Raw genomic sequence first — 15865 nt, 5'->3', positions numbered from 1 at the left:
GCGGGGGTGGTGGCTAAACCAGAACCAGGTCGTCAACGTGGACAACCTCGCGGTCAAACCCACGTCCCAGTGACTCGCCGAGTTCCACGGTGGACCGGCCCAGCATCTGGGGCAACTCGGCAGCGGAATAGTTGACCAGACCGCGCGCAATGACGGTACCGTCGGCCGCGACCATTTCCACGGCGTCCCCTGCTTCGAAGTTACCTTCAACCGCCGAAATGCCGGCCGGTAGCAGCGACGTGTGGTTGTCACAAACAGCCGTCACCGCGCCGTCGTCGAGGATCAGCCGGCCCTGCACGTGCGCGAGGTGGGCGAGCCACATCATCCGCACCGGCTTGCGTGCACCGTTCACGGTGAACCATGTTCCGACGTCTTCGCCGGCCAGGGCTGCCGCGACGTTCGCAGTCGACGTGACCATCGCGGGGATTCCGGAATCGGCCGCCATGATGGCCGCCTCGACCTTGGTCTGCATTCCGCCGGTTCCGACTCCGGCCTTGCCGGGCGCGCCAATGGAAACACCCTCGAGGTCCTCCGGGCCGTCCACCCGGGGAATCCGCTTGGCGCCCATCGCCGGGGGGCCGTCGTAGAGCGAATCGACGTCGGAGAGCAGCAACAGGGCATCGGCGCGGACGAGGTGGGCCACAAGCGCCGAGAGACGGTCGTTGTCACCGAAGCGGATCTTGTGCGTGGCCACGGTGTCGTTTTCGTTGACGACCGGCACGACGCCCAGGTTCAGCAGCCTGTTCAGGGCGCGGAAGGCGTTCGTATGGTGAGTGCGCCGCATGAGGTCATCGGCAGTGAGCAACACCTGGCTGACAGTCACGCCGTGGGCGCCAAAGGCATGGGTGTACCGCGCCATCAGGAGACCTTGGCCCACGCTCGCCGCAGCCTGCTGGGTGGCCAGGTCCCGAGGACGCTTGGCCAGTCCCAACGGCGCCAGGCCGGCGGCGATGGCCCCCGAGGACACCAGGATGATTTCCATGCCCTCGTTGCTCTTGACTGCAAGGGCATCCGACAGCCCGATGAGTGCTTCTTCGGAAATGCCGCCCTTGATGCTGGTGAGTGACGACGATCCGACCTTGACTACGATGCGGCGCGCCCTGGCAAGCACGCTCCGGTCGTCGCTGGGTTCCTCGATGATTACTGCGGGACTAGCACTCACTTCGGCGGGTTCACTCCTCATTGTCGTCGCCCAGTCCACTCTCCTTGAGCGGCTTGGCGACGCGGCGGCTGCTCACGGATTCGGTCCAGATGCCGGCCTTGCGCTCGGCTTCGAGCTCGGCGCGGGCGGCCGCCTTGGCGTCGCGGCGCTCCTGCTGCTCGTCGCGCTTCTGTCCGCGGGTGGGGCGGTCGCCGATCTCGGCGAAGCGCACGTCGGTGCCGCGCGGGGACGCCAGGAGTTCGGCGCCGGCCATCATGGTCGGCTCCCAGTCGAAGACGACGCCGTCGTCCTCGCCGATGACCACGGTGTCGCCGGGCACTGCGCCCTGCTTGAACAGTTCGTTTTCGACGCCGAGCTTCGCGAGCCGGTCGGCGAGGTAGCCGATGGCTTCCTCGTTGGTGAAGTCGGTCTGCTTGACCCAGCGCACGGGCTTGTCGCCGAGGACGCGGAACAGCGGCTCGAGGTTCTTCTCTTCGCGGCGGATCTTGAAACCGGATTCGTTGACGGCGCGCGGCTTCAGGATCGGGGCATTTACCTTGGGCGGTGCGGCGGCGAGGGTGTCGCGGGCGGCCTGGACGATTTCGGCCATGGCGAAGCCGAGCTGGCGGAGGCCCTCGTGGCTCGTGGCGGAGATCTCGAAGACCCTGTAGCCGCGGGATTCCAGTTCCGGGCGGACGAACTCGGCCATGTCCTTGCCGTCGGGCAGGTCCACCTTGTTCAGGGCGACCAGCCGGGGGCGGTGGTTCAGCGGAACGACTTCGCCGTCGGCCCCGCTGTAGCTCATGTCCACGGCGTACTTCTCCAGCTCGGCCTCGATGATGGCGAGGTCGGAGAGCGGGTCGCGGTCGGATTCGAGCGTGCCGCAGTCCAGGACGTGCACGAGGGCGGCGCAGCGCTCGACGTGGCGCAGGAAGTGGTGGCCGAGGCCCTTGCCTTCGCTGGCGCCCTCGATGAGGCCCGGGACGTCGGCGATGGTGAAGCGGACCTCGCCGGCCTGCACGACGCCCAGGTTCGGGATCAGGGTGGTGAAGGGGTAGTCGGCGATCTTGGGCCGGGCGGCCGACATGGCGGCAATCAGGCTGGACTTGCCGGCGGAGGGGAACCCTACGAGGGCGATGTCAGCGATGGACTTCAGTTCCAGGACGACGTCACTGGATTCGCCTTCGATGCCGAGCAGCGCGAAGCCGGGGGCGCGGCGCTTCTGGGAGGAGAGCGAGGCGTTGCCGAGGCCGCCGATGCCGCCGGCTGCCGCGATGAATTCGGCGCCTTCGCTTACGAGGTCGGCGAGGACTTCGCCCGACTTGGACTTCACCACGGTGCCCACGGGCACCGGAAGGATCAGGGTTTCGCCGTTCTTGCCGCCGCGCCAGTCGCCCATGCCGGGGCCGCCGTTGGTGGCGTGCCGGTGGGGTGCATGGTGGTAGTCGAGCAGGGTGGTGGTCTGGGGATCAACGCGCAGGATGACGTCGCCGCCATTGCCGCCGTTGCCGCCGTCGGGACCGCCGAGGGGCTTGAACTTCTCGCGGTGGACGGAGACACAGCCGTGGCCGCCGGTACCGCCGGATACGTGCAGTACTACCCGGTCTACAAAGCTCGCCACGTGGATCTCCTCAGTGCTGTTCCCCGGGCCCACAGGGGCCCAAGATGATTGTAATGCGGTTAAAACACCGGTGGAGCGGACCTAATGGCCCGCCCCACCGATTTAGAACGTTTTGTTACTCTGCAGCTGCAGCAGCCACGATGTTCACAACGCGGCGACCACGGCGGGTGCCGAACTCGACAGCACCGGGGGTCAGGGCGAACAGGGTGTCGTCCCCGCCGCGGCCTACGCCGGCGCCCGGGTGGAAGTGGGTGCCCCGCTGGCGGACGATGATCTCGCCTGCGGAAACTACCTGGCCACCGAAGCGCTTGACGCCGAGGTACTGGGCGTTGGAGTCACGACCGTTGCGAGTGGAACTCGCGCCTTTTTTATGTGCCATTTGGAATGCCTGCCTTCAAAAATTCTGGGGAATCTGCTGGAACCTGAACAGTAACGAAGAGTTACTTGATACCGGTGATCTTGACCTTGGTCAATTCCTGACGGTGACCCTGGCGCTTCTTGTAACCGGTCTTGTTCTTGAACTTCTGGATGACGATCTTCGGACCACGGAGGTCTTCGAGGATCTCAGCCGTAACCGTTACCTTGGCCAGGTCCGCAGCAGCAGAGGTGACTTTGTCACCGTCTACCAGGAGCAGTGCGGGCAACTCAAAGGTGCTGCCGGCTCCACCGGGGACGCGGTTCAGGGTAACGAAGTCTCCAACGGAAACCTTCTCTTGGCGGCCGCCTGCGCGGACAATCGCGTACACCACTGGGGAACTCACTTCTCTCGACGTTTATTACTAGATTTGCGTGCGGAACCTGGTCCAAATTGTTTGGCTGGCTCACGCTGTGCCTCTACGCCGGTGGGTTCCCCGGGGGGACCCATGAGCTATCCCGTGGACATTCGCATTCGAATAACGAATGGAGTGTCCTCAAGGTCATAACCCAAGTGTTGGCGTAAGCACCGAAGATCTAGACTACGCTAATTTTGCCTTCGGCCGCAAATGAGGCTGGCTCCGGAGGGGCCTTGCGTGATGGACGCAACTCGATCTAGGCCGAGCGCTCCCGCAACGACTTCCGGAACCGTGCCCCACTATCGTACAGGCTGGCCGGGGCGCCTGCGCTCAGGCGTGCAGCCTCGGCGCGTCGAAGAAGTCGATCTCGTAGCGCGCCGACTGCCGGAAGGCCAGAACCATGGCGTCCCGCTCGGCGGCGGAGGCCGCCCGCGCTGCCCGGTCGGTCAGGGCGATCGCCTGCCGCGTCGCTGCGGCGAAGTCCTCGTCGGCGTATGTGCGGAGCCACTCGGCGTAGGGGTGCGCTGCGGGGGCACCAGCCGCCAGGAACTGTGCGTGCAGGGTCGCGCCGACCTCGGCGTAGAGCCAGAAGCACGGCAGCGCCGCGGCCACCAGCACCCCGTAGCTGCCGGAACCCGAGGCGGCCAGCAGGTGGTCAACATAGGATTTCGTGACCGGCCCCAGCTGCACGTCCGCGGGCCGGGTGCTGAGCCAGTTCCGGTGCAGCTCCGATTCGACCTCGAGGCACTGTTGTGCCGAGCGTGCCCAGAACAGCTGTTCGGCTTCGGTGGGCGCGATTGCGGATGCCCGGGCCAGCACCCGCGAGTAGCCGTTGAGGTACAGGGCGTCCTGGGCCAGATAGTAGGCGAAGTCCTTTTCGGGCAGTGAGCCGTCGGCCAGGCCCCGGATGAACTCCAGGCCGTAGATGGCGGCGAGGTCCGCCGCGGCGCCCTTCCCGAGGGCAGCCACGAACGCCCCTTCGTCCGGTATGCGGTAGCCGGTGTTGCCCTCATCCGTGCCGCCATGGCCTTCGGCTGCGTGGGCCCCAGCGCCGTGGTCCTCGGTCAGGTGCTGCACGCGGTGGAAGTGGTGGACCGGACCGTTGCCCGTCCCGACGTCCAGGCGGTCCGAGGCGCGCAGCGCACCCTCCAGCCAGGGCTTGACCTCCCGGAGGGCCGCCTCCCAGTCCCCCACCCGGGCCTGCACGGTGGCCAGCGCCGAGGACAGTGAACATCCGGTCCCGTGGCTGTTGCGGGTGGACACGCGCCCGCCGGCCACCACCACCGTCTCCTGGCCGAGCACTCCCCCGGTGTTGATAAGCGCGTCGGGGCAGCCAACGTCGTCCCCGCCGGCGGTTCCGCCGGCGTTTCCTTCCAGGTGGCCGCCCTTCACCAGTACCGTGGTGCCGGCCAGGGCGGCGAGGCGCTTGCCTTGGTCCAGGGCTTCTGCCCAGTCGGCGGCGACGGGTTCCCGGAGGAGGATGCTGAGTTCGGCGAGATTGGGCGTGATCAGGTCCGCGAGCGGCAGCAGCGCGTGCAGGGCGGCTTCGGCTGTTTCCTGCAGGAGCCGGTCACCGCTGGTGGCGACCATCACCGGGTCAAGGACGACGACGCCGGGCCGGGTTTCTTCGACCCAGCGGCGGACGGCATCGATGACGCCGGCGTCGCCCAGCATGCCGATCTTGACGGCGTCGATGCCGATGTCCGCGCTCAGGGCGTCCAGCTGCGCGGTCAGGAAGCCCGCCGGCGGGATGTGGACGGCGCTGACGCCGCGGGTGTTCTGCGCAGTGAGGGCGGTGATCGCGGCCATACCGTAGCCGCCGTGCGCGGCGATGCTTTTCAGGTCGGCCTGGATGCCTGCACCGCCGGACGGGTCCGAACCCGCGATGGCCAGGACCCGCGGAATCCGGGGCCGGATGCCGCCCGGGGCGGCGGGCGCGGCGGGAACTGGCGGCAGAAACGCCGAGGTAGGAACAGGTGAAGCCACGAAAGACATCCCTTCGCCGGTGCTAACCGGACAGGTTCGACGGGTCTGGATCTCAGCCGGCTCGATGCGCGGCACCCCGTGTCAGTCCCCCAGCCTAGCCTTTGCGGCTTAACGACGCCGCGGGCGCGGTCCGGATCGGCGAATTGCTCCGCCGTTCCGGACCACACCCGCGGCCACGCTGAACTGTCTTGCTGCCGGCTCCTAAAGCTCCGACGCCGGGACGCCGACGCCGAGGATGATCGGCTCGTTCGCGGCTGCCGGCTTGGCCGCCGGCTTGTCGGCGGTCATGGCCGGGGCCTTGGCCTCGTGGACGGATCCGGCCGCGGACGCGGTGGTCGCCTCGCGGTGCTCCACAGACGTCTCGTTGGCTGCACCCTGGGCGCGGCTCGCGCTCCGGTTGCGGCGGACGCGGCGGCCACGGGTGGTGCCCGCCTCGGCGTCGGCGTCGACCCGGACCTGCGCCGGTGCGTTGGACGCTGCCGGTGCCTTGGCCGGCGCCTTGGCCGCGGGGGCGCGGTCCACTACGGGCCTGCTCGTCTCGGCTCCGCCCAGATTGGCGAAGGCCTCCGTCAGCAGGTCCAGGGTGAGGGCCGGAGCCGTTGATTCGTCGGCGTGATCGACGAACGGCAAGGCTACCTGCTCGCCGCCGAAGGTCAGCACGGCCGCGGGGCGTCCGGCCGCTCCTTCCGTCACGGCCAGTTCCACGGCGGCTTCGACGGCGGCCTTGCGGGCCTCCGCTTCGTGCTGGCTGGTTCCGGCAGCCGCCTCCCCGTCGTGCAGGTGGGCGGCGTGCGCGGCGGCTGCGATGTTCGCCAGGGCGGCCCGGGTTGCCTCGGCCTTGGCGTGGCGCTCGGCGTCGGTGGGCTCGGCATGGACGGCTCCGGGTGCCGGCGGAACAAGCTCCGGCGTGCCCTGGCCGCCCTTGCCGCGGCGGCGGCTCTTGCGCTCGGTCCGCTGTGCCGGCTGGTTCTCGGTCCGCGGCACGTGGTGCTCGGCAGCCACGACGTTGGCGCGGCGGTGTTCCACCGGCTCGTCGTGCGTGACGATGCCACGCCCGGCGCAGGCGTCACACTGCTCGCCGAAGACTTCCAGCAGCCCGGTGCCCATCCGCTTGCGGGTCATCTGCACGAGTCCCAGCGAGGTCACCTCGGCCACCTGGTGCTTGGTCCGGTCGCGTCCCAGGCACTCCACCATGCGGCGCAGCACGAGGTCGCGGTTGGATTCGAGCACCATGTCGATGAAGTCGATCACGATGATGCCGCCGATGTCGCGGAGCCGGAGCTGCCGGACGACTTCCTCGGCCGCCTCCAGGTTGTTCTTGGTGACTGTTTCCTCGAGGTTGCCGCCGCTGCCGGTGAACTTGCCCGTGTTGACGTCCACCACGGTCATGGCTTCGGTGCGGTCGATCACGAGGGAACCGCCGGACGGCAGGAAGACCTTGCGGTCGAGCGCCTTGTGGATCTGCTCGTCGATCCGCCAGGCCGCGAAGATGTCCGTGTCCTTGGTCCACTTCTCGAGCCGGCCCACCAGGTCGGGAGCCACGTAGGTGACGTAGGCCTCGATGGTGTCCCAGGCCTCCTCGCCGGAGACGATCAGCTTGGAGAAGTCCTCGTTGAAGACGTCACGGACCACCTTAATGGTCAGGTCAGGTTCGCCGTAGAGCAGCTCGGGGGCGAGGATCTTAGTCGACGACGACTGGCTCTCGATGCCTTCCCACTGCGCGCGGAGGCGGTTGATGTCGTGGGTCAGCTCCTCCTCGGAGGCACCCTCGGCCGCGGTGCGGACGATCACGCCGGCATTTTCCGGCAGGCGGTCCTTGAGGATCCGCTTGAGGCGGTTGCGCTCGACGTCGGGCAGCTTGCGGGAGATGCCGGTCATGGAACCGCCGGGCACGTACACGAGGTAGCGGCCGGGCAGGGAGATCTGGCTGGTGAGCCGGGCACCCTTGTGGCCGACCGGGTCCTTGGTGACCTGGACCAGCACGGAGTCGCCGGACTTGAGGGCGTTCTCGATCCGCCGCTGCTTGCCTTCGAGGTTGACGGCTTCCCAGTTCACTTCGCCGGCGTAGAGCACGGCGTTGCGGCCGCGTCCGATGTCGACGAAGGCGGCTTCCATGGAGGGCAGCACGTTCTGGACCTTGCCCAGGTAGACGTTGCCGATCAGGGAGTCCTGCTGGGTCTTGGACACGAAATGCTCGGCCAGGACGCCGTCTTCGAGGACGCCGATCTGGATTCTGTCGTCGCGCTGGCGGACGATCATCTGGCGGTCCACGGATTCGCGGCGGGCCAGGAACTCGGCCTCGGTGATGACGGTGCGGCGGCGGCCGGTGTCGCGGGATTCGCGGCGGCGCTGCTTCTTGGCTTCAAGGCGGGTTGAGCCCTTGACGGAAGTGACGCGGTTGTTGACGGGCGCTTCGGTCACGGCGCGCGGTGCGCGGACGCGGGTCACGGTGTTGGGCGGGTCATCGCCCTCCCCGCCGGTCAGCTCCAGGTCCTGGTCACCGCGGCGGCGGCGGCGACGGCGGCGCGAGGTCACGCCGTCTTCGAGGGTTCCTTCGCTTGCCTCTTCGGCTTCCTCACCGGAGTCTTCCGTATCTGTGCCTGCATCGTTGCCTGCGTCGCTGCCGGTGCGGCTGCGTCCGCGGCGTCCGCGGCTGCGGCGGCGACGGCGGCCGCTGGAGTCTTCGCCCTCTTCGCCTTCCTCCTCCTCTTCAGGCTCTTCGGGGGCCGCAGCGACGGGAACCGGACGCGCGGCAGTGGTCAGGTCGGGGGCCTGGAAGATCATCGAGGTGACGGCTCCCGGCTCGAGGAAGAGCGAGGCGGCGGAACGTGCCTCGACGGGCTGTTCGCTGGCGTCTGCTGCGGCGGCTTCGGCCGGAGCCGCCGGAGCTGCCTCGGCGGGTGCTTCCACGGCCGGGGCTGCGGGAGTTTCCGCAGCCGGTTCGACGGCCGCGCCTGCTCCTGCCTCGGTGCCGACAGCTGCCGGGGCTTTTCCAGCCGCCGGCACGGCGGTCTTTGCCCGGCTGGCACGGCGGCGGACGGGCTTTTCTGCCGGTGCTTCGACGGCGGGCGCCTCGGTCACGACCGCTTCTGCGGCCGCTGCGGCCGGTGCCTCCTCGGCAAATGCCGACAGCGGCTCGGTTGCTTCCACCGGCTTGCGGGCACGGCTGCGTCGGGCCGGGGCCTTCTTCACGTCGCCCACGGGCTCCGCTGCCGTCTCCGGGATGGCCCCGCCGGCCGGCGACCCTTCCTCAGGTGCGGCTGCTTCAGCCGGCACCTCGGCCGCGGTCTTGGCGAGCGGCTTGCGGCGTGCCCGGACTGCCCGCTTGACCGGTCCCGTTACGGCCGCTGTTTCTGCTGTTCCATCGGCAACAATTGCTGCATCGTTGTCGGCTACAACCTGGTCATTATCCATATGTGGTGACACTCCTGCCCCTGGCTACCGCCACATCCGGCACCCGCTGGGGCAATTATTTGTCAACACCCGCAGGCATTGACAGAAGTCAATTGGATACCCTCAGGTTCGCACCGGCAGTGGGGTGCGGCAGCCCTGGAGGGCCGGCAAGATTGTTCTGAAACCCGTTGATCTACACGCCACAACCAGGTGCCGTCCAATGGCATTGCGGGACAGCCTGGATCAGTGGATCCGTAGCTCCCTGCTCATCATTGGCGGTCTTGGGAACAAAATCGCCGGACCGGGACCCGGATGTGGATCGGGTTCCAGCCACGATCATTGTCTCACAGGAGCCGCGAAAGCAGGCGTAAGCCGGGCGTCAATCCCAACGCGGGCGGCCCGACCCAGGCCCGGGCGGGCGATTCCCCGGCTTCCCCCAGCCGCCGGCTATACAATCGGGGCCAGAAGCTCCCGACGCGAAGGACCGACATTCCATGCCCAGCATCTCCAGCGCCACCGGCGACGCGACCTCGCAGCAGCACGACTCCGGCCCGGCTGTTGCCGAGCGGCCCCTGCCGCCGATGACCCGCGACCGGCCGTTCGCGTGGCTGCTCCTGATCACCGGCGTGGTCGGCTGGCTCGCCTCCGGAATCCTGGTGCTGGAGAAACTCGAGGTCCTCAAGGACCCCGGCCACGTGACCGTCTGCGATGTGAATCCGTGGATCTCCTGCGGCCAGGTCATGCAGACGCCGCAGAGTTCGGTGTTCGGTTTCCCCAACATGTTCATCGGCATCGTGGCCTTTGCCGTCATCATCACCACCGCGATGGGCATTCTGGCCGGCGCCCGGTTCGCCCGCTGGTACTGGCTCGGGCTGCAGGCCGGTGTGACCCTGGGCTTCATCTTTGTGGTGTGGCTCTGGTCGCAGGCCCTGTACTCCATCCACATCCTGTGCCCGTTCTGCATGATCGTCTGGGCCGCCATGATTCCGCTGTTCGTCTGGACCACCGTCCGCAACGTGTCCCACGGCGTTATCCCGCTGCCCGCCGGCGCCGCCCGGATCCTCGGCGACTCGGGCTGGATCCTCACGGCGCTGCTCTACGTCGCTGTGATCGCCACGATCTTCTTCGCCTTCATCCAGGTCTTCATCGGAACGTCCGGATACTGACGCTTTAAACACCGCGAGGTGACAGTTACGGCCAATGTTCGTCGCGAACATTGGCCGTAACTGTCACCTCTGTGAGGAGCGGGTCAGTCCTGGAACCAGATCTTGAGCTCGCGCTCCGCGGATTCCACGGAGTCGGAACCGTGGACCAGGTTCTGCTGCACCTTCAGGCCCCAGTCGCGGCCGAAGTCGCCGCGGATGGTGCCGGGGGCCGCCGTCGTGGGGTCCGTGGTCCCGGCGAGCGAGCGGAAGCCCTCGATCACACGGTGGCCTTCGAAGATGGCGGCGACAACGGGTCCGCTGAGCATGAATTCGACCAGCGGCTCGTAGAACGGCTTGCCCACGTGCTCCTCGTAGTGCTGCTCCAGCAGTTCGCGGCTCGCGTCGACCTTCTTGAGCTCGGCCAGGGTGTAACCCTTGGCTTCGATCCGGGCAAGGATGCTGCCGCTCAGCTTGCGGGCGACGCCGTCGGGCTTGATCAGGACGAGGGTGCGCTCAATGCTCACAACTGCTCCAATGTGTTGGGGTGGGGTTCGGGTCTAGTCTACGGGTTTCGGGTTACGGGTTCTGGGCGCCGGCTTCGGGTGCCTGTCCCGGGCCTGCCTCCGCGGGATGGGCCGCATCCCAGGCCGCCTGTTCGCGGTCCCGCTGGGCGGCCTCGCGGTCGATCCGGATGCCGGTCCGGATGCCGTACCACCATGAAATCGCGAAGAGCAGGCCCACCACATACATCGTGGGCTCCACGATGCCGGCCAGGATCAGCACGATCTGCAGGATCCAGCCCAGGCCCACGCCCCAGGGTTTGGAGAGGACCGCGCACGTGAACACGAACACGAGGCACAGCCCGATCCCCACCGAGAAGATCAGGACCGGCGGGAACTCGTTCCGGCGGAGGCCGAAGACCGCCAGCGTGCCGAAGAGCACCACAAAGGCTTCCAGCAGCAAGACCGTGGAGGCGAACATGACCTTGGTGGAGCGGCGCTTCCTGGGCATGCCCGGACGCCAATCGCGCTGGGCTTTGGTGAGTCGTGCCATCGTTTACGCGTCCGCCTTTCCGAGCAGGATCCTGGCGTCCGCAACCAGCGTGATGGAGCCGGTGACAAGCACACCGCCGGCGAGGTCGTCGTTGGCTTCGGAGCGTTCCACCGCCCATTCCAGGGCGTCATCGAGCTTGTCGGAGACGTGGACGTTGTCCTCGCCGAAGCCCAGGTCCATCGCGATTTCCGCGAGGTCCTCGGCCGGGACGGCCCGCGGCGAGTTGGACTGGGTAAAGCAGTATTCGGTGGCGAGATCGCCCAGGGATTCCTTGAGCTGGCGGAGGATCTCCTCGGCGTCCTTGTCCGCCAGAATGCCGACCACCACCACGAGCTTCGTGAAGCTGAACGCCTCATGGATGGCCTCGGCCGAGACCCGGATGCCCTCGGGGTTGTGCGCCGCGTCCACGATGATGGTCGGGGCCGTGCGGACCACTTCGAGCCGGCCGGGGGACGTGACCGAGGCGAACGCTTCCTGCAGGATGTCGGCGTCGAGCGGCTTTTCCCCGCCGAAGAAGGCCTCGAGGGCGGCAATTGCGACGGCGGCGTTCTCGGCCTGGTGCGCGCCGTGCAGGGGAACCAGCAGTTCCTCGTAGCGGCCGGCGATGCCCTGGATGGTCACCACCTGGCCGCCGACGGCAACGGTCCGGGACTCGACGCCGAACTCGACGCCTTCGAACCGGAACGGGACGTTGACTTCCTTGGCCTTCTCCAGGAGGACCTGGGCCGCGTCCGTCGGCTGCGCGGCGCTGACCAGGAAGCCGCCGGGCTTGATGATTCCCGCCTTCTCGTAGGCGATTTCCTCGGTGGTGTCGCCCAGCAGTTCCGTGTGGTCCAGCGAGATCGGCGTGACCACAAAGACCTGGCCGTCGCCGACGTTGGTGGCGTCGGTGATCCCGCCGAGGCCCACCTCCATAACGGCCACGTTGACGGGCTGGTCCGCGAAGACCGCGAAGCCGAGGATGGTCAGGCACTCGAAGTACGTCAGCCGGGGCTGGCCCTCGGCCTCAAGTTCGCTGTCCACAATGGCCAGGTACGGGCGGATCTCGTCCCAGATCCGGACGAAGGTCTCGTCCGGGACCGGGGCACCGTCGATGCTGATCCGCTCCGTGACCTTGGACAGGTGCGGGCTGGTGTACCGACCGGTGCTCAGGCCGTGGGCTCGCAGCCCGGCCTCGATCATCCGCGCGGTGGAGGTCTTGCCGTTGGTGCCGGTGACGTGGATGATCGGGAACGCCTTGTTCGGCTCGCCCAGGATGTCCATCGCCCGGTACAGCGGAGCCAGCCGCGGCTCCATCTTGTTTTCGGGGGCGCGGCCCAGCAGCTCGGCGTAGACGCTTTCTACGGAGAATTCGTCAGTCATGGTTCAGGCCCCTACTTTTTCGACGGTGATCTGCAACTCGGTGTCGTCCCCGGTGGAATACAAGCCAAGCTCCACGGTGAGCGTTTCTGTGACCACGAGGCTCTCGTGGGCTTTCACGGCGTCGACGACATCCTGCGCCGCCGTGACGGACGTGCGGATCCGGTCGCTGACGTTGAGTCCGGCATCCTTGCGGGCCTGCTGGATGGCGCGGACCATATCCCGGGCCGCGCCCTCGGCTTCGAGTTCCGGGGTGACCTCGGTGTTGAGGACCACGAAACCGCCGCCGGGCAGCACAGCCGCGGCACGCGATCCTTCGCCTTCCGCGGCTTCGGCCACCACTGTTTCCAGGGTGTATTCCTGTGGCTCGAGCGCGAGCCCGCCGGAAACAACCACCCCGTCGACACCGTCGATTGTTTGCACGCTCCAGTCACCGGACTTGGACCCCTTGATGGCCTGCTGGACATTCTTGCCCAGCCGCGGACCGGCGGCCCGGGCGTTGACCACGAGCTTCTGTTCGATGCCGAACTCCTCCGGGGAGGCGCTCTCGGCGCCAAGCAGGCGGACCGAGCGCAGGTTCAGTTCGTCGGCGACGACGCCGGCAAAGCCGTCCAGCGAGTCCGCGCCGGGGGCGACGACGGTGAGTTCCTGCAACGGCAGGCGGACGCGGAGGTTTGCGGCCTTGCGCAGCGAGGATCCGGTGGAGCAGATCTGCTGGACGCGGTCCATCGCCTCGACGAGGCCCGGGTTGGCCGGGAACAGTCCCGCGTCCGGCCAGTCGGCCAGGTGCACGGAGCGCCCGCCGGTGAGGCCGCGCCAGATCTCCTCGGAGACCAGCGGCAGCAGCGAGGCGGCCACGCGGCAGACGGTCTCCAGCGCGGTGTAGAGCGCGTCGAAGGCGTCCACGTTCTCGTCGAAGAAGCGCTGCCGGCTGCGGCGGACGTACCAGTTGGTGAGCATGTCCAGGTAGCTGCGGAGTTCGTCGCACGCCCCGGAGATGTCGTAGCTGTCCAGCTGGGCGGTCATGTTGCGGACCAGGTCCCCGGTGTTGGCCAGAAGGTACTGGTCCAGGGTGTCGGCGTAGCCGTCGTAGCGCAGCTTCGCGTCATATCCGTTCGCTTGTCCACCGACTGCGTCGGCCGCGTTCGTATACAGCGTGAAGAAGCTGTACACATTCCACAGCGGCAGGATGACCTGCCGGACGCCGTCGCGGATTCCCTGCTCGGTGACCACGAGGTTGCCGCCGCGCAGGATCGGGCTGGACATCAGGAACCAGCGCATCGCGTCGGAGCCGTCGCGGTCCAGAACCTCGGAGACGTCCGGGTAGTTGCGCAGGCTCTTGGACATCTTCTGCCCGTCCGAGCCGAGGACGATGCCGTGGCTGATGACGTTGCGGAAGGCCGGCCGGTCAAACAGCGCGGTGGAGAGGATGTGCAGCATGTAGAACCAGCCGCGGGTCTGGCCGATGTACTCGACGATGAAGTCCGCCGGGTTGTGGGTGTCGAACCATTCCTCGTTCTGGAACGGGTAGTGCACCTGGCCGTAAGGCATGGAACCGGAGTCGAACCAGACGTCCAGGACGTCCTCGACGCGGCGCATGACCGACTGGCCCTCTTCCGGGGCGCGGGGATCATCCGGGTTCGGGCGGGTCAGCTCGTCGATGAACGGGCGGTGCAGATCAACCTCGCCGGCCTTGTTCAGTGGCAGGCGGCCGAAGTCGGCTTCGATCTCGGCGAGCGAGCCGTAGACATCCGTGCGGGGGTAGTCGGGGTCGCTGGACTGCCACACAGGGATGGGGCTGCCCCAGTAGCGGTTGCGGCTGATGGACCAGTCGCGGGCGTTGGCGAGCCACTTGCCGAACTGGCCGTCCTTGACGTTGCCCGGGATCCAGTTGATGTCCTGGTTCAGCTCGGACATGCGGGCCTTGAACTTGGTGACCTCGACGTACCAGGAGGACACTGCGCGGTAGATCAGCGGGTTGCGGCAGCGCCAGCAGTGCGGGTAGCTGTGCTCGTAGCTGGCCTGGCGGACCAGGCGGCCCTCGGCGCGCAGCACCTGCGTGATGGGCTTGTTGGCCTCAAAGACCTGCAGGCCGGCGATCTCGGCCAGCGGGCCGTGGCTGAACAACGGCAGGAACTTGGCGCCCTCGTCCACTGAGAGGACCACGGGGATGCCGGCTTCTTCACAGATTTTCTGGTCGTCCTCACCGTAGGCGGGAGACTGATGGACGATGCCGGTACCGTCGGTGATGGTGACGTAATCGGCGACGAGGAAGCGCCAGGCGTTCTGGTTGCCGTACTTCTCGTCGTCAGCGAAGTAGTCCCAGAGCGGCTCGTAGGCCAGGCCGTCGAGCTCGGCGCCCGTGTGGCGGGAGGTGACCGCGGCCTCGGCCGCGGTCACGCCCTCGGCGCCGTCACCGTAGCCGAGGTCCTTGGCGTAGGCGCCCAGCAGCTCCGCGGCGAGCAGGAAGCCCCCCGTGACGGGCGCCCCCTCGGACGCGGCCTTGATCCCATGCGGGCCCGCGGGCAGGACGACGTAGTTGATGGAAGGCCCGACGGCGAGCGCCGCGTTGGTGGGCAGCGTCCAGGGCGTCGTGGTCCAGGCGAGCGCCTGCACGCCGGCGAGCTGCCTGGACAGCTCCGACTCCCCCGCCGTGATCGGGAACGTCACGGTGACGGTCTGGTCCTGGCGGTTCTTGTAGACGTCGTCGTCCATGCGCAGTTCATGGTTGGACAGCGGCGTCTCGTCCTTCCAGCAGTACGGCAGCACGCGGTAGCCGTTGTAGGTCAACCCTTTTTCGTGCAGCTGCTTGAAGGCCCAGAGCACCGACTCCATGTACTCGACGTTGAGCGTTTTGTAGTCGTTCTCGAAGTCCACCCAGCGCGCCTGGCGGGTGACGTAGCTCTTCCACTCGTCGGCGTACTTCATCACGGAGGCGCGGCAGGCGTCGTTGAACTTGTCGATGCCCATGGCCTCGATCTGGGTCTTGTCCGTCATGCCCAGCTGCTTCATGGCTTCCAGCTCGGCGGGCAGGCCGTGGGTGTCCCAGCCGAAGCGGCGCTCCACGCGGCGGCCGCGCTGGGTCTGGTAGCGGCCCACCAGGTCCTTGGCGTAGCCGGTCAGCAGGTGGCCGTAGTGCGGCAGTCCGTTGGCGAAGGGCGGGCCGTCGTAGAAGACGAATTCGTTGGACCCGCGTTTTCCGCCAGGAAGATCAGAATCCCGCTGGTCGATGCTGGCCTGGAAGGTCCCGTCCTCATCCCAGTACTTGAGGATCCGCTCTTCGATCTCCGGGAACCTCGCGGAGGCCGGCACGCCTGCGGCGTTGGAAGCGGAGGTGTGGGCGCCTGCGCCGGAGAGCGCGGCGGAGGCCTTCGGGTAATAAGTCATCTCGACA

General features: G+C 67.5%; 11 protein-coding genes and 1 riboswitch. Of the genes, 1 reads left to right on the top strand and 10 read right to left on the bottom strand.

Features of this window, described 5'->3' with window-relative positions:
- Positions 1–13 precede the first annotated feature (13 nt).
- The 6 genes from proB to ABIB51_RS10405 form a co-directional block, all read right to left on the bottom strand.
- Positions 14–1183, bottom strand: a complete 1170-nt coding sequence (proB, locus tag ABIB51_RS10430) for a glutamate 5-kinase (protein WP_354187872.1) — start codon at positions 1181–1183, stop codon at positions 14–16.
- Positions 1173–2762: a GTPase ObgE gene (gene obgE / locus ABIB51_RS10425; protein ID WP_354187871.1), complete on the bottom strand. Its 1590-nt coding sequence runs from the start codon at positions 2760–2762 to the stop codon at positions 1173–1175. Before obgE ends, proB begins: the two co-directional genes overlap by 11 nt.
- 115 nt (positions 2763–2877) lie before the next feature.
- A complete protein-coding gene (rpmA, locus tag ABIB51_RS10420) occupies positions 2878–3141 on the bottom strand; it encodes a 50S ribosomal protein L27 (protein WP_009372867.1) in 264 nt (87 codons plus the stop codon).
- A 61-nt stretch (positions 3142–3202) separates the two neighbouring features.
- Positions 3203–3511 (bottom strand): 50S ribosomal protein L21, encoded by a 309-nt coding sequence (gene rplU / locus ABIB51_RS10415; RefSeq protein ID WP_018773353.1) that lies wholly within the window; start codon positions 3509–3511, stop codon positions 3203–3205.
- Positions 3512–3865: 354 nt separating this feature from the next.
- Entirely contained in the window at positions 3866–5491 is a 1626-nt protein-coding gene (locus tag ABIB51_RS10410; RefSeq protein WP_502916112.1) for a bifunctional hydroxymethylpyrimidine kinase/phosphomethylpyrimidine kinase, read from the bottom strand.
- A 21-nt stretch (positions 5492–5512) separates the two neighbouring features.
- Positions 5513–5610: riboswitch (TPP riboswitch) on the bottom strand.
- A gap of 112 nt (positions 5611–5722) precedes the next feature.
- Entirely contained in the window at positions 5723–8935 is a 3213-nt protein-coding gene (locus ABIB51_RS10405) for an Rne/Rng family ribonuclease (RefSeq protein WP_354187869.1), read from the bottom strand.
- A gap of 473 nt (positions 8936–9408) precedes the next feature.
- On the opposite strand from ABIB51_RS10405, the gene ABIB51_RS10400 reads away from it, so the two are divergent.
- Positions 9409–10080, top strand: coding sequence for a vitamin K epoxide reductase family protein (locus tag ABIB51_RS10400; RefSeq protein ID WP_354187868.1), 672 nt, complete (start codon positions 9409–9411; stop codon positions 10078–10080).
- Between the two features lie 83 nt (positions 10081–10163).
- Here ABIB51_RS10400 and ndk read toward each other — a convergent pair whose 3' ends face one another.
- Genes ndk through ileS form a run of 4 tightly spaced genes read right to left on the bottom strand, consistent with a single transcriptional unit; the run spans position 10164 to position 15858 of the window.
- Positions 10164–10583 (bottom strand): nucleoside-diphosphate kinase, encoded by a 420-nt coding sequence (ndk, locus tag ABIB51_RS10395; protein WP_354187867.1) that lies wholly within the window; start codon positions 10581–10583, stop codon positions 10164–10166.
- 52 nt (positions 10584–10635) lie between these two features.
- The gene (locus ABIB51_RS10390) at positions 10636–11112 is read right to left on the bottom strand and encodes a DUF4233 domain-containing protein (protein ID WP_354187866.1); all 477 of its coding nucleotides are present in this window, start codon (positions 11110–11112) and stop codon (positions 10636–10638) included.
- Positions 11113–11115: 3 nt separating this feature from the next.
- The gene (locus ABIB51_RS10385) at positions 11116–12474 is read right to left on the bottom strand and encodes a bifunctional folylpolyglutamate synthase/dihydrofolate synthase (RefSeq protein ID WP_354187865.1); all 1359 of its coding nucleotides are present in this window, start codon (positions 12472–12474) and stop codon (positions 11116–11118) included.
- A gap of 3 nt (positions 12475–12477) precedes the next feature.
- Positions 12478–15858 (bottom strand): isoleucine--tRNA ligase, encoded by a 3381-nt coding sequence (gene ileS / locus ABIB51_RS10380; protein ID WP_354187864.1) that lies wholly within the window; start codon positions 15856–15858, stop codon positions 12478–12480.
- Positions 15859–15865: the final 7 nt, after the last annotated feature.

The organism is Arthrobacter sp. UYCu712 (assembly GCF_040547005.1).
Classification (GTDB): Bacteria; Actinomycetota; Actinomycetes; order Actinomycetales; family Micrococcaceae; genus Arthrobacter.
This window is presented reverse-complemented; position numbering and strand designations above follow the sequence as displayed.